We start from the raw sequence: 24,011 nt of genomic DNA, 5'->3' as shown, positions 1-24,011 counted from the left end.
AAGGCGCAAAAAACACTCGGCCCCACCGCGACGGTGGGGCCGATAGGATTGTTATTCCGCGTTTTGGATCAGAGAAACAAGGGATTCGCCATTCGGGATCTTTTCCACGTACTCCTCGCGAATCGGCTTCATTGCTTCTTGCCAAGGCCCTTTATCTTCGATTTCGATGATCGTCGCGCCATCGGCGACGGTTTCGTCCAGCGCTGCCTGGTCGTCGCTCTTGCGCATGGCGGGTAGTTCCGCCTGCACTTCTAGTGCCGCATCAGTGATGACCTGCTGGTAGTCGTCTGGCAGACGCTGCCACCAACTCTGCGACACCACCCAGGTACCCATGGCGAAGATGTGGTCGGTCTTCACGTAGTAGGGCGCGACCTCATAGAAACGGTTGGTCAGGTAGTTGGTGGCCGTGTTGTCGAAGAAATCGATGACCCCGGTCTGCATGGAGTTGTAGATTTCAGGTGCGGGAACAGGGGTAGGGTTGGCACCTGCAGCCTGCCAGGCATCGACATGTAGCGGGCTCTGGATGACGCGCATCTTCTTGCCCTGAATGTCGTCAATCGAGTGAATTGGGAAGCTGCTCATCAACTGACGGATACCGTTGACAGAGAAGCCCAGCAGGTGGAAGCCCTGTTCCTCGAAAGTATCCGAAAGGGCTTCAGTCAGCGGTTGACTGAGGGCTGTTGCCTGCTCTTCGCCGTCAATCAGGTAAGGTAAATCAAGCACCTGAACCTCGGGTACCCAAGAGGTCAGCACCGAACTGGTGATAATGCCCATTTGAACCGAACCCAGCCGGATACCTTCGGCAGATTCGCTTTCTCCGCCCAGCACACTGTTGGCGAACAGCTGGATATCGACATTATTGTCCGTGCGTTCACGTACCAGGTCGGCAAACTGTTGTGCCGCCTCATACTTGGTGTTGTCTTCGGGCACATCCAGCGAGAGCTTGGCATTGAAATCTGCTGCTAGAGCGGACGTGCTGCTGATGGCGAGCGCCAATGCCGTCAGCAAAGCGGGTGTTGTGGTTAAAGCGTGTTTGATTTGCATGAGCCTAGTCCTTGTATGTTGTTATATAGGTCGTTCATCCGGTCATACCGGTGTTGTTATCTTTCTCGGTTTTTAAATGGCCGTTAAAGAACGGCCAGCATGCCGCCGTCAACGTAAATGATCTGGCCATTTACGTAGCTCGACGCCGGGGATGCGAGGTAGACCACCGTGCCGACGAGGTCCTCGGGAACACCCCAGCGCTTGGAAGGGGTGCGGCCAACGATCCAGTCATTGAATTTCGGATCGTCGACCAGAGGCTGGGTCATTTCCGTGATCATGTAGCCTGGACCGATGGCATTGGTCTGAATGTTATGTTCAGCCCACTCCGCAGCCATGGATTGGGTCAGCAAACGGACGCCGCCCTTGGACGCCGTATAAGCGCCCACTGTTGGACGTGCGACTGAGCTCATCAGTGAGCCGATATTGATGATTTTGCCGCCCTTGCCGCGCTCGATCATTTGGCGGGCAACGTTGCGACCCAGCAGGAAGGTGCTGGTCAGGTTCGTATTGATAACGGTGTCCCACTGGTCGCGTTTGAGCTCAAGCAGGGGGCGGCGAAGCTGCATGCCTGCGTTGTTGACCAGGATGTCGATAGTGACGCCATCGGCGGAAAGCGCTGCCAATGCCTGCTCGATGGCGGCTTCGTCGGTAATGTCGAACGAGGTGGTCAGTACATGATGGCCTTCCTTGGAGAGAATACCCCGCGCGGCTTCGAGCTTGTCGCCATTACGACCATGAATAATGATCTGGGCGCCCGACTGAGCGAGTCCGCGAGCCATGGCGAAACCCAGCCCGCCGGAAGAACCTGTAATGAGTGCTGTGCGGCCGGTTAGATCGAACAAAGACATCTTTCTCACCTCTTGTATCATTGTTGTGTGAAAAGAAGTTTAGGGTTTAGCTACTTTCCAGAGTGAATTAAGCGTTTCGATGAAAGCTATTAACGTTGTGTTGAAAGCTAAAAGTAGGCAGCGATACAGATATGTTATTAACAACACACTGCTACCACCTTTATTGAAATTTCGTCTTGTTAGGAAACGCTCATCAAGAAAGCGAGAGATACTCTACTTAAGCGCTATTGACGTATGAATGGCATGTGTTCTGAATAGAAATATATTGGTATATACCTTGATATACCATGATACTTATGTCTAATGAGGCACTAATTTATCGGGATTATAAAATAATGGTCACAAAAACATCGGCTTACGGATTGTCACAAGGAGAGCAGGCTTACGAGAGAATTGAGTCATTAATCGCCCATATGGAACTCAAGCCTGGTGAGACAATGACCATGGCCGACCTGCAGGAGCGGGTATCGCTGGGCCGCACCCCTGTACTTGAAGCAATTCGCAAGCTTTCGGATGACACTCTTTTGGAAGTACGTGCCGGGCGTGGAGTGCGCATCACGCCCATTGACTTACATCGTGAACGGCGATTGTTAAGAATTCGGCGCGATATCGAGTGTTTTGTCGTCGAACTGGCCATTGATAACGCCAGTGGTTTGGTAAGAAGCCAATTGCATCAACTGGCCCGCATGCTTCGGGAGTTAAAGTCGGGCAGTGATATTCGCCCCTTTAACGAGCTCGACAAGCGAATGGATCAGCTCCTTCTGGAGGCTGCCGACGAACCCTTTGTGGAGCGCACATTGCGGCCACTGCACACGACGTTTCGGCGGCTGGGGTATCTTTACCAGAGTCACCTGGGGAGCGAGCGCACCGTGCAGGAAAATATCCAGATGCACGTGGATATGCTCGACGCGATCATAGAGCGTGACACCCCTAAAGCACTGAGCGCGACCCATCTTCTGATGGACTTCATGGAAGAGATGTTCGTGCCGCTCGAGCGGGATCTCGCCCCTTCCTATCTTGATGTTAATATTAAGCCTTTTTAATTGGGGCTTTTTACAGGCTGGGTATCTGCCCTTGGCGTGCCGCCAACCATGCTGGTTGCTCAATCCACCCGCGTAATCGGCTGACGATTGGGGTCGACGTGCCATGGCAGGCCAAGGCGGGTATTGCGTTCCAGTTCGGCAATCACCTGGGCGCCCAGCAGTAAAATGATGGCGCCCACTTCCAGGCTAATCAGTACGACCACCAGCGCTGCCAGCGAACCGTAGACGGCGTTAACGAAAGAGAGATTGGCGAAATAGTAAACCAGCAATAGCCGAACCCCCTCCCACAGCAGTGCTGCCACAAAGCCTCCAACGATTGCCCGGCGTAAGGCGATGCGCACCACCGGCAGCACTTTGTAGATAGCGCTGAACAGCAAGAACACACCAGTGAAACTGGCCAGGTTAAGCACCGGCTCTGAAAATCCCGCCAGCGGCAGTTCTCGTTCAAATAGCAGCATTACCAGCGTATTGAGCGAACTGGCCAGGGTGACTACCAACGTGAGAACCATAAGCGCCGCCCCCAGTACCACCATAAAGGCGTAGGGCAACATTACCGAAACCCAAACGCTGCGCTTGATATGCGGGCTATCCGGCGCATGGAAAATGATCGCCAGAGCATCTTCCAGCATACGAAAGGCGAATGAGCTGAACAGGAGCAGAATGGGAAAGCTCAGAATGCCAATCACATCCCGCGATTCCAGCAGGCTGCGAACGGCCTCCAGTAGCACCTCCGCGTGGGCAGGCGCCATATGGCGTGCCTGCACGGCCAGCACATTGAGTAAGTGCTGCTGATCGACGACTTGGGTTAACAGCACAACGAGCACGGCAAAAAGCGGCACGATAGAGAGCAGGATGTTGTAGCCCACTCCGCCGGCCAGCAGGACGCCGTGATTTTTCAGGAAATTGCGTAATACGCGCCAAGCAAAGTGAGCCAACCGTGGAAGCAAGAGCAAGACAGCGCTAACAAATGGGTGGTTTCGAACCATGCTTGCTTTTCTCCTTGGACATTAGGCCCTATCGCCATGATACGCTGATGGCGCTAGTAAGTAACAAAAGCCAGTAACAAGGGCAAATATCAAGGAAGTCACGAATTGGCTGAGCTGTATTCAGTTAACGGCACTATTCAGTTCACGGCACTACGAGACAGAAAATAACGAGGAGGCAGGAGCTAACTAACCGCTCTATAAACAAAAAGGTCGCCCTGACCAGGCGGTAGGAAAGGTCAGGGCAACCGAAGATTGTGGTTAAGCGACTTGCTTAAAACGGGCCGTCCCTGGCCACCACATCTCCACCTTGGACGTTTAATCTGTGAATAACCTTAACTTAGGTTATGAAGCTAATTATTAATTGCTAATTAATTGAATATTAAGTAAAAAAACTAAAAAAAGGTTAAAGTTTGTGCACTTTAGGTCGATAAAGCTCCTATAACTACTAAAAACTCTTCACTCGACTGACTCTGGAGCTTGCGCACATATGTCCACCCCTTCTGCTCCCAAACGAGCCCTTGGTTTACAAACCAAGGTGCTGATGCTTGTACTGCTCCCTCTTTTGTTACTAACGGTTGTGTTGGTCGGGTTTAAAGCCTACAGCAGCGCCCAAGACACCCGCGATACGTTGGCAAACCAGCGTGAAATGCTGATTGAAGAGCGCCGCCATGCGGTGCGCGATATCGTCCAGATGGCGACTTCTGCCATCGAGCCCATTTATGAACAAGCCGGTGCCAACGATGAGGCAGCCAAGCAGCAGGTAGCCGAGCTGGTGCGTTCCATGCGCTTTGAAGATAACAACTACATTTTTATCTACGACTATGACGGTAACAATATCGTCACGGCGCCTGCACCGGAGCGTGAAGGCACCAACATGATCGATGCGCAAACCCCCGATGGCACTTACCTGATTCGCGAGATCATTAAGGTCGCCCAGAGTGGCGGTGGCTTCTACAGCTATATGTGGGATTACCCAGGTACCGACAGAATTGAACCCAAGCACTCCTTCGTTGACCGCCTTGAAAAGTGGGACTGGCTCATTGGTGCAGGCGTTTACGTCACCGATGCTGACGATGCTGTTGCTGAACTTGAAGCCGTTGCTGCCGCTGATTTGCGCCAAGGTATTATCTTTGCCTCCTTGTTGGGTCTGGGTCTATTTGTTGTGATTGCACTGATCGCGTATGGCTTGGTGCGTCGCACGCTGGGGCCGATCAAGCGTACTACTGCTGCTATGCAAGATATTGCTCAGGGGCGCGGTGATTTAACCCGTCGCTTGGCGGTTGAAAGCGGTGACGAAATTGGCGAGCTTAGCGTTCAATTCAACGCCTTTGTAGCGCGGATGCAGAACACGCTTCGTGATGTACGCAGCAGTACGCTCAGCGTGCACCAGGCGGCGGGGGAGATCTCACAAAGCTCTGATGAGCTTGCCACCCGTACCGAGCAGGCGGCCGCGAACCTGCAACAAACCTCAGCTTCCATGGAAGAGATCACCTCGACCGTTAATCACAGCGCCGACAATGCCCAGCAGGCCAATACGCTGGTGCAGTCTACCGCTGACGTAGCCCGCGAAGGCGAGACCTCGATGGGGCAGGTGGAAAGCACCATGCGCGATATTAACGACTCCGCGTCGCGCATTAGTGACATCATCAGCATGATCGATTCGATTGCCTTCCAAACCAATATCTTGGCGCTTAATGCCTCGGTGGAAGCTGCAAGGGCAGGTGAGCATGGCCGCGGCTTTGCCGTGGTGGCACAAGAAGTTAGGGTTCTAGCCAGTCGTTCCAGCGATGCTTCCAAAGAGATTCGTGCGCTTATCGATGCATCGGTTCAGCACACTAACTCCGGTGCGAAGCTGGTGCGCAGCGCCGGTGATACCATGCGCGAAATCGTCTCCAGCGTGGCGAAAGTCACCGATGTGATCGGAGAGATCACCGCTGGCGCTAAAGAGCAGAGCAGCGGTATTGGCCAGATCAATATCGCCGTGGCTGAAATGGACACCATGACCCAGCAGAACGCCGCCATGGTGCAAGAGTCCACCACCGCCGCTGCCAATATGCGCCGCCATGCGGAGCACCTGAATCAGTTAATCAACTCCTTCGTACTTGGTGACGATGAGCCCACGTCGCGGCACGAAGCGTTAGCGTCTCCGGCTCCTCAGCAACGTGGCAGTGGCGCCATGAAGCGCCCTGCGCTTTCATCGCACTCCGCATCACAACCATCATCAAAGCCATCACCGGCCAAGCATGCTGCAGATGAGTGGGAAGAGTTCTAACGCTCACTACCAGTGCTTGTGATATCAGCGCTTGGGAAAGATGGGTATAAAAACGGGGCTTGCCATTTGGCAAGCCCCGTTGCGTTAATGCCTGTGATGCTTGTCCGGACGGCCGATCAAGCCCCGGCCCTTTAATACGGCACGATGGCCTGGGTGATGCGCGCCAGGGGTAGCTACGTCGGGAGGGGGCTCATGAGTATGGCATTTAAACTATATGCTCTCCCTTTAGCTAGAGAGGGCCTATAGTTCAGCAATATCATTTAGTGGGTTGAGGTTATTCTAAAAGGTAGTGACCCACAAAATGATGTTAGGGAATAGCGTAAATACTCCTATGGCGCCCAGTAAAATAAGCCAGTAAGGAAAGGAGGCCTTTGCGGCAGATGTTAAATTAACTTCATTTTTAGAAATGGATGATAGAACAAAGAGGTTGAGTCCTACGGGCGGCGTTATCATACCGATCTCTATAAGTAGCGTGACAATAATACCGAACCAGATGGGGTCGAACCCTAAGCTTGTGATCATCGGGAAGGTGATAGGAAGTGTCATGAGTAGCAGTGATATTCCATCAAAGAAACACCCTAGCACGATATAGACGATGACGATCATCAGCAGTATGCCATACGGGCCTAGCCCAAAGTTGCCAATCGTTTCGACTGCAGTGCGGGGAATGCCTAGTAGGCTGACGGCTTGAGAAAGGATCACTGTACCAATCAAAATCATACCGATAGCGGTAAACATGATCGAGGCGTGCTTAAACGCCTGCCATAGTCTTTTGAAGGTTAAATCGCCCCATTTTAAACCTAAAACGATACTGGCCACTACGCCCAAAGCCGCCGACTCCGTAGGCGTCGCGATCCCCAGGTAAATGGTTCCCAGCACGAAGAAAATAAGTACGGGAAGAGGCCATATCTCCTTGAGCCCAGTTATTACGTGCTTGAAGGTCACTTTCTCTTTAAACGTAGGGGTTACTGATTCGCCAATTTTAGAGCGGATCATAATCCATGTGGAAAAGGCGGCAGCAATGAGTAAGCCTGGCAGCATGCCAGCGATAAAGAGTTGCCCGATAGAGACGTTTTGAGTCGCTCCGTAGATGATTAATGCCAAACTGGGGGGAATGAGAAGCCCAAGGGTGCCCCCTGCAGCTAACGTGCCCACCACTACACTTGGTTTATACCCACGTTTTGTCAGTTCAGGATAGCCAACTGCGCCTATGGCGGCTGCGGTAGAGGTGCTTGACCCGCTAACTGCACCAAACAGCGTGCAGACGGCGATGTTGGTATGGAGTAATTGCCCTGGAACACGCGCGAACAGAGGGGTTAGGCCGTTATAGACGCGTTTTGACACGCCGCTTGCGAGAAGTATTTCACCTAAAAATATGAATAGAGGAACTGCGCTTAGCGTAAAATCCGTTAGCATGTTCCAAGTTGCGTTAATCGCCAAGGGGGTGGCGCCGTTAGCTTGAAAGTGAAGCAGGAGTAGACCCGTAAGCCCCAGCGCAGCCCCTAGGATCGCGCCACTGGTTAAAAATAGAACTAGCGCTCCGCTCAAGAGTAACCAGCTCATATCGCATCCTCCGCTGAGGCAGTGTCTGTCGTGGGCTGTTTAAAACCATGGCTGAGCTGAATCAAGATGCACAGCATCATGGAAAAAGGCATGATGGCCATCCACGGCCATAAGAGAATGCTACTGATATCCGTACGCGAATTGAGCGAGAACGAGAAGTTCATGAAATTCCAGGACTCAAAGGCGAAGATGGCGCAGAACGTGAGTAATACGACGACGCCAATAAAGTCCATTATCCTTGCGATCCCTGCTGGCATCAGGTTGACGAGTATCTCTATGCGTATGTGGCGGCCCTTATTGAGTACATAAGGCAGACAAAGGAAGGTCAATGTTAAGAACAGCAGCCCCGCCAGCTCATCGGAAAAACGCAAAGGATGACCACCCAGATAGCGCATCAAGGTGCTGACGAATATCAGTGCCGTCATTGCGATACCGCTCATGACGCCCACTAGAAAGGAGGCATAGGCGGTATGGTTCAGTACAGTGTTGATTTTTCTCATCATCACGACTAGCTCCAAGAAGAAAGAGCCAATAGGTATTGGCTCTCGATTGGTTTATGTACCCATTACTCTTCGGAGATCGCTTGAGTGACTGTTTCGTAGTAGCGTGTGCCGTCCTCGCCTGCGTTTTCCGCCATGGCTTGCCACGCCTGCCAAGCGGCGTCTACAAAGGTTTCAACGTCATCATCTGAGAAGTCGGGAAGCATGGTGATTCCCAACTCTTTACGCTCTTGACGCGCCTGCGCTTCGCGCTCTGGATCAATCGCAGTGGCGCGGGTCTCGTTCCAAATCTCTTCACCGGCTTCTTCCAGAGCCTGAAGTTGGTTGTCGTTGAGGCGGGATAGCGCTCGTTCACTGATACCAAAGAGCCATGGGGAGGCTGCCCAAGGGTGTAAGTAAGACTCGTACTCGGTGACTTCTTGAAGCGAAACGGTGGGTGCCACGGTAGATAAGTAATAGGCACAATCTACAACGCCTGTTTGAAGTGCCATATACATATCGTTTTGCGGAATGACTTGAGCTGAAATGCCCAATAATTCAAAAGTATCCACAAGGTGTCTGGACCAGACGCGGACTTTTTTATCCTCTAGGTCTGCCAAGGAGTTTACCGGCTCTTTGCAGTGCAAACCTACATCGAAAATAGGAGCAACGACGCCACCAACGATTTGAATATCCCAATCTGAAAAGCCGTCTTCATAGAGTTCCCTGATTACATCAAGAATTTCGTCATGTTGGGAAGATTCCGTAATGGCGCCCTGAGCATATACAGATGCCAAGGCTGGCGCATCACGCGTGTAATATTCACCATACAGTAGTGCCATATCGACCATGCCCTGCTGCAATACTCTCAGCATGTCGGCTTCTTTAAGGCCTAAGGCGCCTGCATGGTAGACTTCGATATCAAGCTCGCCATCTGACTTTTCACTCACTAATCTAGCGAATCTGTTGATCTGCTCTGCTTCAGGGCGAGATTGTGAAAGTCCGCTATGGAATTTCAACGAGATGTTTTCTGCCTGGACACTCCCGATGGTTGTTAAGGATAAAAGAGTCGCAGCGCCCAGAGTAACTTTTTTGCTTTTAGGGTTATTCATAAGTTTATTTCTCAGAGGAGAGGAAGTGGATTTTCATCTTGAATCAGTTACTACTTTCGAAAAGGTATTTTTTGCGACACTAAGGGCCTAAATAGCGACATTTGATGAACTTTTAAAAAGTACGTGGCGATGGGTATGTTTTTGTTATCTGGCGAAGTAAGGCGAGAGGAAGGTTCGCGCCGCGGGACGCTAGAGGCTAAGGTTGTGTTAGTAGTAGGCTCATGAGTGAAAATGACAAAGCCATCTCTACCCAGTGCGATATCGAAAAGTCCAGTGAAAGCCGACTGATGTAATACTCCATTGGGTAGTACGGCTGAAATTCGTACTTTTACTATAAGGTTTTTAAATAATATAACTATTTTTTTCTTTTTAACCAGTCACGTAGGGTTTGTGTAAATTGTTCAACTTGACACAAGGTCGGGCAGGTTTTACATGATTGAGTTTGAGGTCTTGTGGTGTTGGTGAATTTTAATAATACTGATTTCAATGTCTTGTTTTTAAAATGGCGTGATTTTTGCTTAAAATAACTATAGTTCAAAAAATTGAGGTTCATCATGAAGGATAGATTCTCAAGCATATTGAAAAATAAAAACATGGCTTACATTTCTTCGACTGACTCTTTAGGGAAGCCTCAGATAACAAAAAAAGTAGCTTTTATACTGCTAGAGAATTTTTCAATGATGGCTTTCACTGGCGCTGTGGATGCACTTGTTGCAACGAATTTAATGCAATCTACTACGATGTATGAGGTCTTGGTGGTGGGTAGCGAGGCACCTGCAACGGTTTCTGACTTAGGTATTGAGGTGGCCGCGGATTATTCGTTAGACAAGTTCGATGCTACAAGCCTCAATATTGATGTGTTGATTGTATGCGGTGGCCTGCGTGTACCTCCTAAAACAACCCTCCTACTGCGCAGCAAACTGAGGCATGCTGACAGCAAAGACATGATGTTAGGAGGATTATGGAACGGCGCCTACTTCCTTGCAGAGGCGGGATTATTGAACGGCTACCAGTGTGCTTATCATCCTGATGGCCGCGCGATGATGGCAGAGCAGTTCTGGGATGTATCGGTAGCTAGCCGTAGCTTTATTGTGGATCGTAATCGTATCAGCTGTGCCGGGGCGAGTAGCTCATTGAGCATGATGCTTGAAGTAGTCAGAACTGATTGTGGCAATGAGGTGGTCAGTGCAGTTGAAGAGATGCTTAGCTGTGATAAGGGCTTAGACTCCCCAGATATTTCAACGATAGGTGTCGATCAAAACCTCACTCTGCCAGAAAAATTGAAAATATCACTGCAATTGATGAAAAATAATATTGAAGAGCCTTTATCCATATCCGAGATAGCTAATTGGGTTAATATTTCGAGACGCCAGTTAGAACGTATGTTTGGTAATTACGTTAACGCTAGCCCTTCTCGATACTATATGGAACTTCGTCTAACGCGTGCGCGTCAGCTCCTTCAGCAAACTAACAAGCCCGTTGCCGAAGTGGCAGTTGCCACCGGTTTTGTGAGTATTTCTCATTTTCGCAGCTGTTTTTTCCAGCTCTTTGAAGTAACACCGGGACAGTTTCGAAAGTCGTGCCAGGCTGGCGAACATTCGATGTGAACTTCTTGTTTGAGTTCAAGATGAATGCGCTGAGGCTAGATAAGCGTCACCTTAAAAAGAGAGCCAATAAGGCTCTCTTTAAAAAGTGCAAACGCTGACTTAACCACCCGACCAACCCAACATAATCGGCACGTAAACCACTAATAGCAGCACCCCGATCAACCCCAGCAGGTAAGGAATGATCGCGCGGGTAATGCGCTCCAGCGGTAGCTGGGTGATCGATGAGGCCACATAGAGGTTGATCGCCACCGGCGGGGTAATCATGCCGATGGAGAGCCCCACCACGATAATCAAACCAAAGTGAATCGGATCAATCCCCAACTGCAGCACCAGCGGGAGCAGCACCGGTGTGAGGATAATCAGCGCACTGGCGGTTTCGATAAACACCCCGGTGAGCAGAATGATCCCCACAATCAGCAGCATAATCACGTAGGGGTTGGTGGAGAGCGACAGCACGGCCTGGGCAATCGCCCCCGGTACCTGCCAGCTTGAGAGCGTCCAGCTCAGCACCGCCGACATGGCAATCACCAGCATAATCACCGCGGTGGTCATCGCCGAACGGATCAGCAGCTTATACACCTGCGGAAAGGTCAGGTCACGATACACAAACAGCGACACCAGCATGGCGTAGTTCACCGCCACCACGGCCGCCTCTGAAGGGGTGAAGATGCCCGAGAAGATACCCCCGAGGATAATTACCGGCGTCATCAATCCCCAACTGGCGTCTTTAAAGGTCGTCCAGATGGTCGAAAGCGACAGCGGTGTGCCTTTGGGGTATTGGCGCTTATAGGCTTGAGCAATGGCGATGGCCATTAACCCTAAACCCATCGCCAGACCCGGTAAAAAACCGTTTAGAAACAGCTTAGAGACCGACTGCTGAGCGATCACCGCGTAGATGATCATCGGCACCGAGGGTGGAATCACCACCCCGATGGTGCCGCTGGCGGCAATTAAGCTGGCTGCCGATGCCGGGTCATAGCCTTTACGCTTGAGTTCCGGCACCAGACTGGAACCCACCGCTGCGGTGGTCGCGGCGCCAGAACCGGAGATTGCTGCAAAGAACATGCCCGCCATCACCGAGACCACCGAGAGCCCTCCGCGCATAAAACCGACTAACGAATCGGCAAAGCTGACCAGCTTTTCGCTCACCTTACCCTGGGCCATTAAATCCCCAGCGAGGATAAACATCGGGATCGCGACCAGAGCAAAGGAGTTGATGCCCTGGAACATCTGCTGGGTGACGACCATCAGTGGCACGCCGGATTGATACAGCGCATAGAGCGTGCTGGCGCCAATGGCAAAGGCAATTGGCACGCCCAGCAGCATAAACAGGAAGAACAGCCCAAACAGCAGCAGCGTCATAGCGACTCCTCCTGGGGTTGGGAGGTTTCGCCGTTAATCAGGAGCTCGATGATATCGACCAGCGCATACCACGCCATAATCGCCGCACAGATCGGCATCACCGCGTAGACGTAGGTCATCGACAGCCGCAGCGAGGCGGATTTCTGAAAGCTCTGCACTTGCATGTAGCGGTAGCCGATCATGATCAGCGTGATCATAAACGCCAAAACAATCAGCAGGGCGGCAAGCCGGGCGATTTGGCGCAGGCGGCCGGGCAGGGCATCCACCACAAAGGTGACGGCAATATGCCGCCCGCGCTGAAACGCCAAGGTGCTGGCTAAAAAGGTGATCCACACCAACAGAAAGCGGGCGACCTCCTCAGTCCAGCCCACCGCGGTGAATAGCACCCGGGAGACGATCTGCAGGGTAATCACCCCAATCAGCGCCGCCATGCCCGCAAAGACCACGGGCTGTAGAATGGCGTCCAGAAAGCGTTCAGTACGCTGTAGCAACATTACCAATGGATGTGTGTGAGTGGGCACTTACTTCACTTCCTCCTGGATGCGTTGCAGATAGTCGCCGAACTGATCACCGTACTTCTCATACACCGGGGCAACGGCTTCCTGAAATGCGGCGATATCGGGCGACTCATTAATTTCCATGCCTGCCTCAGCCAATTCGGCTAACTGCTCGGCTTCCATGATGGCATTTTGTTCTCTGGCATAGGTAGAAGCTTCGCTGGCGGCATCGAGTACGATCTCCTGCACCTCCTCTTGAAGGCCATTCCAGGCGGGTAAGCTCATAATGAAGATCGCTGGCGCATAGATATGCCGCGTCATGGTGAGGTAGTCCTGGGTCTCCGCCAGGTTAAAGGCATGGATGGCGTTAACCGGGTTTTCCTGGCCATCAATCGTGCCTTGTTGTAGGGCGGTCAGCGCTTCTGTCCACGCCATGGGCACGGCATTGGCGCCGAGTTCCCGGAACGTATCCACATAGACCTCGTTCTCGATAACGCGCAGTGTCAGGCCTTCGAGATCCTGGGGCGCACTAATCGCGTGCTGACTATTGGTGATATTGCGAAAACCGCGCTCAGCAAATGCCAGTCCTTTAAGGTTCACATCCTCTAATTTGCCCAGTATTTCCTGGCCGATCTCACCATCCAGCACGGAGTAGGCAGATTCAGCGGTAGGGAAGAGGAAAGGCAGCTCAAAAACCGAGAACTCATCAACGAAGTTGGCCACGGGCCCGTTGGTGATCACGCCCATATCGACGGTGCCGATCTGCATACCTTCCAGGATGGTGCGCTCGTCGCCCAGAGAGGCGTTGGGGAAAATCTCAACGGAGACCGCGCCGTCGGTCTGTTCGCTGACTAACTGCTGAAAGCGCTCGGCGGCGATATGGTAAGTATCTTCTGTATTCACCACGGTCGCTAAGCGCAGGTTGGTAGGGGTTATTTCCTCGGCGTGGGCCATGAGCGGTAAACCAAGCAGGCCAGCGCATAGCAATGTCAAGTGTAACTGTTTGAATTTACTTGTATAACAGGATGCGGCGTAAGCGGTGAAGCGGGCGTTGTGATTCACATTATCTCCTAGTGGTGGCTGTTCTTATTGTCTTATTGGGCTTCATCTATATCACATCGAACTAACAGGGCAAATTACTTATTTTCATTCCACTATTCGCGATAATAATCCAAAAAATCTTTATAGATCTAGGGCTTGAGAGTGGTGATGGTTAGCGCTAGCCTGCAAGCATTACGATTGATTAAATGCCTTGGAAGGTAATTGTAAGGCCTACTCGGTGGCTAAGTCTTGCTGCCCTTGCTCTTGCTAACCATGTTCTTACTAACCATGGCAACGCCAGCTAAAACAGGAATAACCAATGGATAAGTTGCTTAACGACCTAGTAGCGGTAGTCGGCCCAGAAGGCGTGCTGCTCGGTGAAGATGTCTCGCAGCGTAGCGTCGACTGGTTTACCGGGGCGCCCTGTCGTGCCAAGGCCATTGTAAGGCCCCGCAACACCGAACAGCTTAGCAAAGTCATGGCCTTATGCTATCAGGCCGACCAGCTGGTGGTGACCCATGGCGGCATGACCGGCATTGTGCACGGGGGTGAAGCCCGCCCCGAGGAGCTGGTGGTTTCTCTGGAACTAATGAACCAGATTGAAGAGGTTGACCTGGTCGGCTCTACGATTCAGGTTCAGGCCGGAGTGACGCTCCAGCGTGTGCAGGAAGCCGCGGCGGAGATCGATATGCAGTTTCCGCTCGACCTTGGCGCCCGGGGCTCGTGCACCATTGGCGGTAATATCGCCACCAATGCGGGCGGCATACGGGTCATTCGCTACGGCATGATGCGCCAGCAAGTGCTGGGGCTGGAAGCCGTACTTAGCGACGGCACCGTGGTTAGCTCGCTGAACAAAATGCTCAAGAATAACGCTGGCTACGACCTCAAACAGCTATTTATCGGTAGCGAAGGCACGCTGGGTATCGTCACCCGCGCAGTGCTCCGGCTGCAGCCACATATGCCCAGCGAGCAAACCGCTCTGGTCGCGGTGCCCTCCTTCGATGCCTTGACCCAGCTGTTACGTAGGGTCTCCCAAGCGCTCGCCAATAGCCTTAGCGCCTTCGAGGCGTTGTGGAATAGCCACTACAAGCTGGTGACCACCGAGAGCGGCAAGCACGCGCCCCCGTTGGCCGACGATTCGCCTTTCTACGCGATCATCGAAACCCTGGGACTAGATGACACCCAGGACGCGGAGCATTTCTCAGAGATCCTGCAAAAGGCGATGGAAGAGGGCTTGATCACCGATGCCGCGCTAGCCAGTTCCGGTGCCCAGCGCCAGGGCATCTGGGCGATCCGAGAGGATATCGAAGTGCTGGTGCACCAGCTGAAGCCGATGTTCTCCTATGATATCAGCCTGCCGATTCCCCATATGGACGCGTACGTCGATACCTTGGAGAAAAACCTCAAGGCGCAGTTTCCCCAAACAGGAAAAATGATAGTGTTCGGCCATCTTGGCGATGGCAACCTGCACATCATGATCACGGTGCGCGACGACAGCCCGCAAAGCCGCCGCCAAGTTGAGCAGTTGGTTTACTCGCCCCTGAAAGAGTATGGCGGCTCGATCTCTGCCGAACACGGCATTGGTCTCGAAAAACGCGATTACCTAAGTATTTCCCGCTCCAGCGAGGAGATCGCTTTAATGAAGCGCATGAAAGTCGCTCTGGATCCCAAGCTGCTGTTGAATCGAGGCAAGGTCGTGGCAGTGGATTGAGTTTGGCGGTTTGATTAAGGGTTGCCCAGGGTTGAGGGGGCTGGTGTCATCAGCTCCCGGGTTAACTGCCGTAACCAGTGTATGCCAGGATCGTGATCCTTTCTTTCATCCCAGCACAGGCAGACTTTGAACGCCGGTACGTCCAGGGGTAGAGCGAAGAACTTCAAGGTGTTGTTGCGGCAAATGACCCTGGCCGCGCTCTCTGTCACCACACAAAGCAGCGCTGTGGACACCAATATTTCCTGCAGGGGATTGATGTAGGGCGTCTTGGCGACGATTTTCCGCTCTACCCCCAGCTCCCGCAGTTTTTCATTGATTAACAGCGGGCTGTCTTCACGATGCGACAAAGCGACCTGGGGGGAGTTTAAAAAAGCCTCAAGGGTAATGGCGCTGTTCTCACCATGAAATGCCGCATCACCCACACAGCCAATCACATCGTCAAACAGGTACTCATGATGAGAGGTGAGCGGCAAGGTTTCGAACTGCACCACCGCCAGGTCAATATCGTGCTCTTGAAGGACTTGTTGGGCACCCTCTGCACTTGCGATACGCGTGGAGAGCATGTTGAAACACAAGTCTGGCGCGTGTTCTAAACAGTGCTGAATAAGCTTGGGTTGTAGCTGTTGGCTGACATAGTCCACCAAACTGACCCGAAACTCCCGCTTTGAAGTGGCGGGCGAAAACTCGTTATTGCTGTGGACTGCCTGATCGAGGTAGAACAGCCCTTTGGCTACGGCGGCATCCATCTGCCGGGCAAGCGGAGTCGGTTGCATGCCGTCCAACGTCTTGATGAAAAGCGGGTCGTCCATTAACAGGCGGAGTTTTTTTAGCGAATGGCTGACAGCCGGTTGCGTCAGGCAGAGCGCTTGTGCGGTGAGCGTCAAACTCCTTTTCCAATACAGCGTGTGAAAAACCAATAGTAAATTGAGATTTATCTTATTGAGCCTGTTCGCCAGCTTCGTATTGGTGGTGTCAGCCATCAGGCGTGTCTCTTGGTTGGAAGGGCCGTTCCGGCGCGGGAACAGCCCTCAGCCACTGCTGTAAAAGCACTGTATCTAATGTCGGGCTTGCCTCGACGGGAAGCGAGTTACTTGAGCGCCTCCTGGATGCGCGGCAGGTAATCACCGAACTGTTCGCCGTACTTCTCATACACCGGCGCGACGGCGGCTTGGAAGGCCTCCATATCTGGATCGTCGTTTATCTCCATGCCTGCATCGCGTAGGGCCTGCAGCTGTTCGCTTTCCATTTCTGCGTTTACCTGGCGCTCATGCTCCGCGGCTTCCTGTGCTGCCGCGAGCAGTACCTCTTGGGCGTTTTCAGGCAGTTGGTTCCAGGCGGGCATACCCATCACAAAAATCGCCGGCGCATAGGTGTGGCGGGAGAGGGTCATGTAGTTCTGGGTTTCATCCAGGTTGAACGAGTGAATCACGTTCACCGGGTTCTCCTGACCGTCGATAGTGCCTTGCTGCATGGCGGTGAGCGCTTCTGTCCACGCCATGGGAATCGCGTTGGCGCCCAGCTCGCGGAAGGTGTCGGTGTACACCGGGTTTTCCATCACGCGGATGCGCAGTCCGTCCAGATCTTCCGGCGAGTTTACGGCACGCTCGCTGTTGGTCAGGTTGCGGAAACCGCGTTCGGCGTAGGCCATGCCTTTTAGGTTCACCTCAGAAAGCTTATTGAGCAGCTCCTGGCCAATCGGGCCATCGAGCACTTCGTAAGCGGCTTCCGGGGAGGGGAACAGGAAAGGCAGTTCGAATACCGCCATCTCTTCGACAAAGTTGGCCACCGGTCCGTTGGTAATCACGCCCATATCTACAGTGCCGATCTGCATGCCTTCCAGCAACGTGCGTTCGTCACCCAAGGTGGCGTTGGGGTAGATCTCGATATCCACCTTGCCGTCGGTGCGCTCTTCTACCAGCTCTTCAAATTTGGTGGCGGCAATGTGGAAACCATCCTGCTCATTGACCACGTGGGCCAGGCGCAGGGTAACGGGATCCATATCAGCAAAATCAGCGGCGTTCGCGGCGCTTACCAGCGCCAGTGAGATGCCCAGTGCCAGCGTGCTACGTGCAAATGTTTTCATATCATTACCTCAGTATGTATCATGTTATAATTGAGTAAAGTATTGATTTTATTGCTTAAGTGCTCTTATAACATTTTTGAGAATTTTTTAGTATCCTGATTCACTGTTGGATTTGATCATTAGACCGCCATGCTCTGGGGTTTGGGCAATTCCAGGTGCTCGGGTAGGACTTCTTACCCATAGTAGATACTACTCGTCTGGCAGGTTGGTAATTGATTATCTAAGCTTACGATACTCAGTATAATTAACTATTCTGTGCTAGGCTGGATTTGTAAGGCAAATGCGCATTTTTCTGATAGAGCTTGTAATATGAGTGTTCATATTTCTGAAGAAAAATCTTGCAATCTATTGAAAATAATTATTTACGATAGTTTCTTTCAAGCTTATTCGCAATTTTCAAGGATTAGTGATTATGTTAAACCAGGTGCACTGTTCATTTTGGTTCATGAGATTTGGATTAGTACTGACCAAGCCCTTTGTTTGAGCCCTCCCACCAAAAATTCCAAAATTTAGTCTCTTTTTCTTACATGCCGTTTTATAGTTGGTTCATAACCACCTACTGGGAGCATGGGAATGAGTGCCAAGGAACGGTTCCGTCTGAAAAGGTTTTCCTATCATGGTCAGCTCTCAGTCGTCGTCATTGATGATGTCACCGACTTGCCAGCTTTATTGCCTCTTCTGTATATGCAGTCCTGGGGGCTCTCTAAAGCAATCAATACCGTTCAGCAGCACATGGTCTCGATTTGTCAGTGGTACAACTATTGGCAATGCAAACATCATCGATCTTTTGATGAGATGCTGTTTGAAACCGATCAGCATGGGTTTCGAACACTCGCTCCACTGAATGCTCTGGACGCCGCCATGGTCGATTACACCGGTTTCTGCGTCTACATCGATTCCGGACAAAAAAGCATTGATGCCAATGATGATCCTGGTTTCAAGCCTGTTATTGCGAATGCGACCCACGATGTACGCCTTGGGTGTCTGACACAGTTTTTGCTGTTTCTGGCGAGGCGGTATGTTTCAGGTCGCTATACACAGCTGACCTCGAAAGAACAGAGAACCACTTTCGACAGTTACCGCTTCCGTCTTCAGGCTGCTCGCCGTGACGTATGCGGCCGACTCAACATTCGAAAGCGCACGACGTTTTCTCAAGTCTCACAAGGTCATTTGGTGGTTCGAGAGAGAAGTTTGACGCCGGCGGAAACTCAAGCGATTACTGTGTGCGCGCGACCCTCCACCTCAAAGCAAACCAATCCATTAAATCCCTGGCAACGACATGTTGACCAATCCCAGGTGGCTGCCGTGCAGATCCGTAATCATCTTATGATCCGGATTCTCTTTAACTATGGGCTGCGGCTGGGCGAGTTATTGTTATTACAGACAAAAAGCCTCGTTCCTTACGCGTCTGGGGCTGGCAACGCCTTGGCCATCACTACTTCTGAAGGCTCCGGAGATCCGCGGCAAGCGCCGCCGAAGCTCAAGAATGCCTGGTCAGAGCGGTTGATCGAACTGGCACCGGAGGACGTAAAGCTATGGGAGCTTTACGTCGATCATCTCAGAGGTAACCCCCCTCACCCATTTTTATTGGTCAATACCCGGAAGAATCACGCCCCATTGTCCATGCGTGCTGCGCAGAACGTGTTCGATGCTCTCTACGCCGCACTAGATCAACATTTTCCAGCTCTTTGTTGTGTCAATTTGGGTGGCACGTTGACTACGCTGAATGCACATATGCTTCGGTTTACCTGGGCAACAGACACTTTTGAGGCGCTGGTAGAAAGAGACGGCTGTGATTTTGAAGCAGCAAAAGATCGGCTTCGGCAGCTTGGCGGCTGGAGTGACACTAGTCCAATGCCGCAAAAATATGCATCGCGGTACATAGCTAAAAGTGCAAACGCAGCCAATGTTCGACGTATAAGCGCCCAGCGTCGTCTGCACAAACAATCAAAACCTAAACAGCAGGAAGGTGGCCAACCGTGAAGCCATTGGAACTCGAGGGAACGAATCACTCATCAGAGTTGGTTGGGGGCGCTGGGATATGAAGAGGCACTGAAAGAAAGCCACGAGATGACCGAGCAGATGAAAATAACAGTTGATCGTGCAAGAGAGGCCCGTCGTAAAAATCAGGTACTACAGGTCTTCCCTGCTGGCCTTCTGCATAACGTCACAAGAGTCGAAACGCTGGCAGACCGTTTTGCCGCTGCCCTGCCCGACTCTGAACAGTATCGAGGGAAAAGCAATGTCACTCCAAGGTGAAAAGCTTACTCAGGCTATTGAGCGAGAGTTGATGCTGATGCTTGCATCCGGCTATGACGAGTCACCGATTACACCTGTGGCCCTTCACAGGAGGTTGATCACAAAGGGAACAATTAAGGGCAAGCTTAGCTCGCTGAGTAGTCGAAGACAGTTGATTGATCGTTATGCCAACCTTCAGATGGAGCGCGCAGGCTTTAAAACTTGCATTGAGAAAGAAAACTCCAGGAGTGCCCGAACTCGGTCTGGTTATAAACAGCGCTATGAGGAGGCTCAGACGGAAATTAGCACTTTGAAGCGCAAGTTGGATGGAAATATTTCAACCATCATCAACTTGGTTCGGTATATAGAAACCACTTCTCCGATACCTGTCGAGAGTTTATTGGCGGCACACCTTGTCAGAGCTTACGTGGATAAATCAGATGAGATCGACCCTTGAGTTATAGGGGCTAACTCACGAAACGGAAAAAATCGTACGCTAAGAATTCTGCAGGGTCCTTGACGAACGTTCGCGGTGTGGCAAAAACGTTCGTCCACGGAGACACGATCAGCGCATGATGAGTCCGCCATCCACCGAGATGGATTGCCCGGTCACATAGCTGGAAGCCGAACTGCACAGCCACAGCACGACGTCAGCAATCTCGTCGGCGCGGCCATGCCGACGCATGGGGATGCCAGGGAGCATGGCGTCCAGTGCCTCCTTCTGGCCGGCGGCGACCATCTGGTCTGCCATCGGGGTCCAGATCAGCCCGGGGCACACGGCATTGACCCGGATGTTCCGCGTGGCGTATTCCAGAGCCGCGCTTTTGGTCAGGCCAAGAACGCCATGCTTGGCGGCATGGTAGGTGCCGCGCTCGGCGCCGCCGACCAGGCCTCCTAGGGAGGAGCAGTTGACGATGGCGCCGCTTCCCTGCTGCCGCATGTGCTGCAATTCGTACTTCATGCAGGCCCAAATGCCCCGCAGGTTGACCGAGTTCACCCGGTCGAAGTCCTCGGGCGTGGCGTCGGCGGTTTCCGCGAGCGCGTTCTGAATACCTGCGTTGTTGAATGCCACGTCCAGGCGACCGAACGTGGAGACGGTTTCCTTGACCATCGCCTCGACTTCGTTCAGGTCGGCCGCGTCGCAGCGAATGCCGATGGCCTTGTATCCAGCCGCCACCATTTTATCAGCGGCAGCGCGTGCGCCGTCACCGTTCACGTCCGCCAGCGCAACGGACGCGCCTGCTTTAGCGAAGGACTTGGCGGTTGCCAGGCCAATGCCCGACGCCGCGCCCGTCACGAGTGCCACTTGGTTCTCGAAGGAGATTTTCATGATGTCATTTCCTTTTCTGGATAAAAATTTTGGATAACGATGGGGCGATAGAGATGGTCCGGCTTCAGGACGTCATGGGTAGTGATCTCCTCCTAGGAGCAGCGCCCTTGGGCCTATCCCGATACCCAGTTCCTCGATCGTTGGCAGCACTTCGTCTTCGATGTGGCGCGTCCAGAGCGAGTACTCGTTCTGAATGGCGGTGATCGGCTGCACTCATCGCGAGCCATGGTTCTGCTGGTCAATGCGCTACGTTATCGCAAGTAGCCAGCGGTAGTTAATGCAGCGGCCACGCCTCACCAAGATGACAGCAACGTCTTACTTATTTGGCGGCCACACCTAAATTACTGCTGCTTGTTTTCAGTGTTACTGGCTCGGAGGAGTGGCTAACCGATTACTAGCAAATGAGTGGGCTGAGCCAGGCATCAACCAGATAATCCGGATACCCTACTGATGATGAACTAACTTCCGGGGGAAAGCCTGATCAAACGGTCACTCGAAGGACCCTCCCCTCTTGGGGACCTGTTCGTCGTGATAACGTACAGGTCCTCGCCGACCGGCAATACCCCTCGGTACCGCTCGTCGGATGTGAAACCGAGCTCCAGGGCGCCCTGCGCCTCATCGAAGACGTAGAGCCCGCGATCTTGAAGCGCCGCGACGAGGAGTTCATTTCCCGCGAATGCGATACCCGACGGAGCCCAGGTCTCGGGCCCCGAATGAATGAGGGGCGTTTCCATTCCCTCGCGCTCCTCATTGCCGGAGATCACGGGCCAACCATAGTTCAATCCGGGACGGACGAGGTTGATTTCGTCCAATGCCGACTGTCCATGTTCGGCGACGAAAAGATCCCCTGATTCGTTCCAGGCGAGCCCCTGCGGGTTCCGGTGACCGTAAGAGTAGACATAGGAATCGGGGAAGGGATTATCTGGCGGTACCTGCCCATCCAGTGTCATGCGCAGGACCTTGCCCGCCAGGCTTCCGAGGTCCTGCGGGCGTTCCCAATCCTCGGTCCAGCCCGTCGTGACGTAAAGATGCCCGTCGGGACCGATGGCGATCCTCCCGCCGTTGTAGAGGCGATGACCCGGGATGCCCTCGAGAAGGCCCCGGGTTTCGCGCCAAGCCTCGCCGCCGAACCGAGCTTCAATGACCTTGTTGGCCGGTTCTGAACCGGATGTATAGGACTGATAGAAGAATGCGCGCCCGCTTTCCGCGAAGTCAGGTGCTAGCGTCAAGCCGAGCAAGCCGGCTCCGCCCTCTGTTCGGAGCGGATCCGTCGTCTGAAGTGCATATCGGCGTATCTCACCGTTTTCGACCATGACGATGGAGCCGGCCTTTTCGGTCAGCACGATCAGGTCGCCGGCGCGGTCGAGGTCCCATGGGTAATCGAGCTCGTTTGAGACGACCTCGACTGCCCAATCAGCGGAACTGGAAACGTCCGCGTGTCCCTGAACAGCGACGACTCCGGCGATCAGCGTGCCGACGATCAGAAGTGGCCATACTCTGCGATCGTGTGTCATGTTGCGTTCTCCTCGAGCGGTCGCGGCTTCTTAGCGGGAGACCTGTTCCTGAAGTTCTGCGGGATAGCGATCTCCCACGATCTCGAACTGCGAGATGGCATTCTCGATCTCGCTCATTTCGTCATCCGAGAGTTCGAGATCCGCCGTCCTCAGGTTCTCTTCCAGATGCGACAGCTTGGTCGTCCCCGGAATGGGAACGATCCACGGCATCTTCGTTAGCAGCCACGTCAGGGCGACCTGGGCGGGCGGCATTCCGCGCGTGCGGCCAAAACGATTCAAAGCCTCCACGATCCTTAGGTTGGCGCGGATCGCTTCCGGCTGGAACCGGGGCAAAGTCTGACGCATGTCCTGGCTGGGATCGAATTCCGTGTGTTCGTTGATCGCCCCGGTGAGAAAGGCGCGGTTCAGCGGGCTGTAGGGGACGAAGCCGATTCCAAGCTCCTCGCACACCGGCAGCACCTCCCGTTCCGGCTCCCGCCACATCAGATGGTACTCGCTCTGAATCGCGGTGACGGGCTGCACGGCGTGGGCACGGCGGATGATTTCAGGCCTCACTTCACAAAGGCCGAAGCGCTTGACCTTGCCTTCCTGGATCAGGTCGCGCACCGTCCCGGCGACGTCTTCGATAGGTACGTCGGGATCGAGCCGGTGCTGATAGAAGAGGTCGATGGCCTCGACCCGGAGACGCCTGAGCGACGCCTCGGCAACGCTGCGAATGTTCTCGGGTCGGCTGTCCAGCTCGCCGGTCTGGTATTCCCCGTTGACGATGCGGTGTCCGAACTTGGTCGTGACGGCCACCTGGTTCCGATACGGGTAAAGCGCTTCGCCGGCCAGCTCTTCGTTGATGAGCGGCCCGTACACCTCAGCGGTATCGAACAGGGTAACCCCATGCTCGACGGCCTGGCGGATCAATTCGATCATCGCTTGGCGATCAGGATGGGGGCCGCGGTTGTAGTTCATCCCCATGAGGCCCAGGCCGAGCGCGGAGACCTCCATCGCGTATCGTCCTGTCCCCAGCGTACGCCGTGTGGTGATCAACGGCAGGTTCAACCCCGTGGAGCGGGACGCCGTTCGCCGCTCCTGCATATGCTGTGCTGCGGCGGCACTCCCCACGACAGGCGGTACGCACATGGCTGCGCCAAGAAGTGTTCCCGCTTTCAGGAAATTACGACGGTTCAATGGATTGGAATCGGTTTGATTGCTTCCGTCCTGTAGATTTTGTTCCGCTTTCTCTGATTTTATGGCCATGATTTTTCCTTTAAAAAGTGTTTGATATTTTTC

General features: G+C 53.1%; 21 protein-coding genes. 7 read left to right on the top strand and 14 right to left on the bottom strand.

From position 1 onward, the window contains the following. Window positions 1-51: 51 nt before the first annotated feature. Together HZU72_RS15380 and HZU72_RS15375 are read right to left on the bottom strand one after the other, a co-directional pair. The gene (locus tag HZU72_RS15380; protein WP_180093618.1) at window positions 52-1,044 is read right to left on the bottom strand and encodes a TRAP transporter substrate-binding protein; all 993 of its coding nucleotides are present in this window, start codon (window positions 1,042-1,044) and stop codon (window positions 52-54) included. 83 nt (window positions 1,045-1,127) lie between these two features. Further along, complete coding sequence (locus HZU72_RS15375; RefSeq protein ID WP_180093616.1) at window positions 1,128-1,892, bottom strand: SDR family oxidoreductase; 765 nt, start codon at window positions 1,890-1,892, stop codon at window positions 1,128-1,130. 335 nt (window positions 1,893-2,227) lie between these two features. On the opposite strand from HZU72_RS15375, the gene HZU72_RS15370 reads away from it, so the two are divergent. Beyond that, window positions 2,228-2,935 (top strand): GntR family transcriptional regulator, encoded by a 708-nt coding sequence (locus tag HZU72_RS15370; RefSeq protein WP_180093614.1) that lies wholly within the window; start codon window positions 2,228-2,230, stop codon window positions 2,933-2,935. Between the two features lie 59 nt (window positions 2,936-2,994). Here the strand turns inward: HZU72_RS15370 and HZU72_RS15365 are convergent, their stop codons facing one another. Continuing rightward, window positions 2,995-3,921, bottom strand: coding sequence for a YihY/virulence factor BrkB family protein (locus HZU72_RS15365; protein WP_027957892.1), 927 nt, complete (start codon window positions 3,919-3,921; stop codon window positions 2,995-2,997). A gap of 487 nt (window positions 3,922-4,408) precedes the next feature. On the opposite strand from HZU72_RS15365, the gene HZU72_RS15360 reads away from it, so the two are divergent. Continuing rightward, window positions 4,409-6,193 (top strand): methyl-accepting chemotaxis protein, encoded by a 1,785-nt coding sequence (locus tag HZU72_RS15360; protein ID WP_180093612.1) that lies wholly within the window; start codon window positions 4,409-4,411, stop codon window positions 6,191-6,193. A 279-nt stretch (window positions 6,194-6,472) separates the two neighbouring features. Here the strand turns inward: HZU72_RS15360 and HZU72_RS15355 are convergent, their stop codons facing one another. The 3 genes from HZU72_RS15355 to dctP form a co-directional block, all read right to left on the bottom strand. Next, entirely contained in the window at window positions 6,473-7,756 is a 1,284-nt protein-coding gene (locus HZU72_RS15355) for a TRAP transporter large permease (protein ID WP_180093610.1), read from the bottom strand. Continuing rightward, window positions 7,753-8,259 (bottom strand): TRAP transporter small permease, encoded by a 507-nt coding sequence (locus HZU72_RS15350; protein ID WP_180093808.1) that lies wholly within the window; start codon window positions 8,257-8,259, stop codon window positions 7,753-7,755. The genes HZU72_RS15355 and HZU72_RS15350 overlap by 4 nt, the downstream gene beginning before the upstream one ends. A gap of 62 nt (window positions 8,260-8,321) precedes the next feature. Then, window positions 8,322-9,347 carry a TRAP transporter substrate-binding protein DctP gene (dctP, locus tag HZU72_RS15345; protein WP_180093608.1) on the bottom strand — a complete coding sequence of 342 codons (1,026 nt, stop codon included), beginning with the start codon at window positions 9,345-9,347 and terminating at the stop codon, window positions 8,322-8,324. A 554-nt stretch (window positions 9,348-9,901) separates the two neighbouring features. On the opposite strand from dctP, the gene HZU72_RS15340 reads away from it, so the two are divergent. Continuing rightward, window positions 9,902-10,954, top strand: coding sequence for a GlxA family transcriptional regulator (locus tag HZU72_RS15340; protein WP_180093606.1), 1,053 nt, complete (start codon window positions 9,902-9,904; stop codon window positions 10,952-10,954). 99 nt (window positions 10,955-11,053) lie between these two features. Here HZU72_RS15340 and HZU72_RS15335 read toward each other — a convergent pair whose 3' ends face one another. Genes HZU72_RS15335 through HZU72_RS15325 form a run of 3 tightly spaced genes read right to left on the bottom strand, consistent with a single transcriptional unit; the run spans window position 11,054 to window position 13,875 of the window. Continuing rightward, window positions 11,054-12,316: a TRAP transporter large permease gene (locus HZU72_RS15335; protein ID WP_180093604.1), complete on the bottom strand. Its 1,263-nt coding sequence runs from the start codon at window positions 12,314-12,316 to the stop codon at window positions 11,054-11,056. After that, a complete protein-coding gene (locus HZU72_RS15330) occupies window positions 12,313-12,810 on the bottom strand; it encodes a TRAP transporter small permease (RefSeq protein ID WP_180093806.1) in 498 nt (165 codons plus the stop codon). The genes HZU72_RS15335 and HZU72_RS15330 overlap by 4 nt, the downstream gene beginning before the upstream one ends. A 27-nt stretch (window positions 12,811-12,837) precedes the next feature. Next, window positions 12,838-13,875: a TRAP transporter substrate-binding protein gene (locus tag HZU72_RS15325; protein ID WP_180093602.1), complete on the bottom strand. Its 1,038-nt coding sequence runs from the start codon at window positions 13,873-13,875 to the stop codon at window positions 12,838-12,840. A gap of 298 nt (window positions 13,876-14,173) precedes the next feature. On the opposite strand from HZU72_RS15325, the gene HZU72_RS15320 reads away from it, so the two are divergent. After that, window positions 14,174-15,565 carry an FAD-binding oxidoreductase gene (locus tag HZU72_RS15320; RefSeq protein WP_180093600.1) on the top strand — a complete coding sequence of 464 codons (1,392 nt, stop codon included), beginning with the start codon at window positions 14,174-14,176 and terminating at the stop codon, window positions 15,563-15,565. Between the two features lie 14 nt (window positions 15,566-15,579). Here the strand turns inward: HZU72_RS15320 and HZU72_RS15315 are convergent, their stop codons facing one another. Next, window positions 15,580-16,545 (bottom strand): LysR family transcriptional regulator, encoded by a 966-nt coding sequence (locus HZU72_RS15315; RefSeq protein WP_180093598.1) that lies wholly within the window; start codon window positions 16,543-16,545, stop codon window positions 15,580-15,582. Window positions 16,546-16,652: 107 nt separating this feature from the next. Beyond that, on the bottom strand, window positions 16,653-17,648 hold the full coding sequence (locus tag HZU72_RS15310) for a TRAP transporter substrate-binding protein (RefSeq protein ID WP_180093596.1): 996 nt from the start codon (window positions 17,646-17,648) through the stop codon (window positions 16,653-16,655). A gap of 573 nt (window positions 17,649-18,221) precedes the next feature. On the opposite strand from HZU72_RS15310, the gene HZU72_RS15305 reads away from it, so the two are divergent. From HZU72_RS15305 to HZU72_RS15295, 3 genes are all read left to right on the top strand, one after another. Next, on the top strand, window positions 18,222-19,631 hold the full coding sequence (locus HZU72_RS15305) for a hypothetical protein (protein WP_180093594.1): 1,410 nt from the start codon (window positions 18,222-18,224) through the stop codon (window positions 19,629-19,631). Between the two features lie 87 nt (window positions 19,632-19,718). Continuing rightward, window positions 19,719-19,907, top strand: coding sequence for a hypothetical protein (locus HZU72_RS15300; protein ID WP_180093592.1), 189 nt, complete (start codon window positions 19,719-19,721; stop codon window positions 19,905-19,907). Further along, window positions 19,891-20,343 carry a hypothetical protein gene (locus tag HZU72_RS15295; RefSeq protein ID WP_180093590.1) on the top strand — a complete coding sequence of 151 codons (453 nt, stop codon included), beginning with the start codon at window positions 19,891-19,893 and terminating at the stop codon, window positions 20,341-20,343. The genes HZU72_RS15300 and HZU72_RS15295 overlap by 17 nt, the downstream gene beginning before the upstream one ends. A 108-nt stretch (window positions 20,344-20,451) precedes the next feature. Here HZU72_RS15295 and HZU72_RS15290 read toward each other — a convergent pair whose 3' ends face one another. The 3 genes from HZU72_RS15290 to HZU72_RS15275 form a co-directional block, all read right to left on the bottom strand. Next, complete coding sequence (locus tag HZU72_RS15290) at window positions 20,452-21,216, bottom strand: SDR family NAD(P)-dependent oxidoreductase (RefSeq protein WP_180093588.1); 765 nt, start codon at window positions 21,214-21,216, stop codon at window positions 20,452-20,454. 458 nt (window positions 21,217-21,674) lie between these two features. Continuing rightward, entirely contained in the window at window positions 21,675-22,730 is a 1,056-nt protein-coding gene (locus HZU72_RS15280; protein WP_180093586.1) for a PQQ-dependent sugar dehydrogenase, read from the bottom strand. A 30-nt stretch (window positions 22,731-22,760) separates the two neighbouring features. Further along, window positions 22,761-23,978 (bottom strand): aldo/keto reductase, encoded by a 1,218-nt coding sequence (locus HZU72_RS15275; protein ID WP_180093584.1) that lies wholly within the window; start codon window positions 23,976-23,978, stop codon window positions 22,761-22,763. Window positions 23,979-24,011: the final 33 nt, after the last annotated feature.

Source organism: Vreelandella sedimenti, assembly GCF_013416325.1.
Classification (GTDB): domain Bacteria; phylum Pseudomonadota; class Gammaproteobacteria; order Pseudomonadales; family Halomonadaceae; genus Vreelandella; species Vreelandella sedimenti.
This window is presented reverse-complemented; position numbering and strand designations above follow the sequence as displayed.

Bases quoted from the DNA above. Each gene is read 5' to 3' on its own strand.
- HZU72_RS15370 (WP_180093614.1), top strand. From the start codon at position 2,228: ATGGTCACAAAAACATCGGCTTACGGATTGTCACAAGGAGAGCAGGCT.
- HZU72_RS15330 (WP_180093806.1), bottom strand. From the start codon at position 12,810: ATGTTGCTACAGCGTACTGAACGCTTTCTGGACGCCATTCTACAGCCC.
- HZU72_RS15280 (WP_180093586.1), bottom strand. From the start codon at position 22,730: ATGACACACGATCGCAGAGTATGGCCACTTCTGATCGTCGGCACGCTG.
- HZU72_RS15355 (WP_180093610.1), bottom strand. From the start codon at position 7,756: ATGAGCTGGTTACTCTTGAGCGGAGCGCTAGTTCTATTTTTAACCAGT.
- HZU72_RS15350 (WP_180093808.1), bottom strand. From the start codon at position 8,259: ATGATGAGAAAAATCAACACTGTACTGAACCATACCGCCTATGCCTCC.
- HZU72_RS15305 (WP_180093594.1), top strand. From the start codon at position 18,222: ATGAGTGCCAAGGAACGGTTCCGTCTGAAAAGGTTTTCCTATCATGGT.
- HZU72_RS15380 (WP_180093618.1), bottom strand. From the start codon at position 1,044: ATGCAAATCAAACACGCTTTAACCACAACACCCGCTTTGCTGACGGCA.
- HZU72_RS15315 (WP_180093598.1), bottom strand. From the start codon at position 16,545: ATGGCTGACACCACCAATACGAAGCTGGCGAACAGGCTCAATAAGATA.
- HZU72_RS15335 (WP_180093604.1), bottom strand. From the start codon at position 12,316: ATGACGCTGCTGCTGTTTGGGCTGTTCTTCCTGTTTATGCTGCTGGGC.
- dctP (WP_180093608.1), bottom strand. From the start codon at position 9,347: ATGAATAACCCTAAAAGCAAAAAAGTTACTCTGGGCGCTGCGACTCTT.
- HZU72_RS15365 (WP_027957892.1), bottom strand. From the start codon at position 3,921: ATGGTTCGAAACCACCCATTTGTTAGCGCTGTCTTGCTCTTGCTTCCA.
- HZU72_RS15375 (WP_180093616.1), bottom strand. From the start codon at position 1,892: ATGTCTTTGTTCGATCTAACCGGCCGCACAGCACTCATTACAGGTTCT.
- HZU72_RS15275 (WP_180093584.1), bottom strand. From the start codon at position 23,978: ATGGCCATAAAATCAGAGAAAGCGGAACAAAATCTACAGGACGGAAGC.
- HZU72_RS15320 (WP_180093600.1), top strand. From the start codon at position 14,174: ATGGATAAGTTGCTTAACGACCTAGTAGCGGTAGTCGGCCCAGAAGGC.
- HZU72_RS15300 (WP_180093592.1), top strand. From the start codon at position 19,719: ATGACCGAGCAGATGAAAATAACAGTTGATCGTGCAAGAGAGGCCCGT.
- HZU72_RS15290 (WP_180093588.1), bottom strand. From the start codon at position 21,216: ATGAAAATCTCCTTCGAGAACCAAGTGGCACTCGTGACGGGCGCGGCG.
- HZU72_RS15360 (WP_180093612.1), top strand. From the start codon at position 4,409: ATGTCCACCCCTTCTGCTCCCAAACGAGCCCTTGGTTTACAAACCAAG.
- HZU72_RS15310 (WP_180093596.1), bottom strand. From the start codon at position 17,648: ATGAAAACATTTGCACGTAGCACGCTGGCACTGGGCATCTCACTGGCG.
- HZU72_RS15340 (WP_180093606.1), top strand. From the start codon at position 9,902: ATGAAGGATAGATTCTCAAGCATATTGAAAAATAAAAACATGGCTTAC.
- HZU72_RS15295 (WP_180093590.1), top strand. From the start codon at position 19,891: ATGTCACTCCAAGGTGAAAAGCTTACTCAGGCTATTGAGCGAGAGTTG.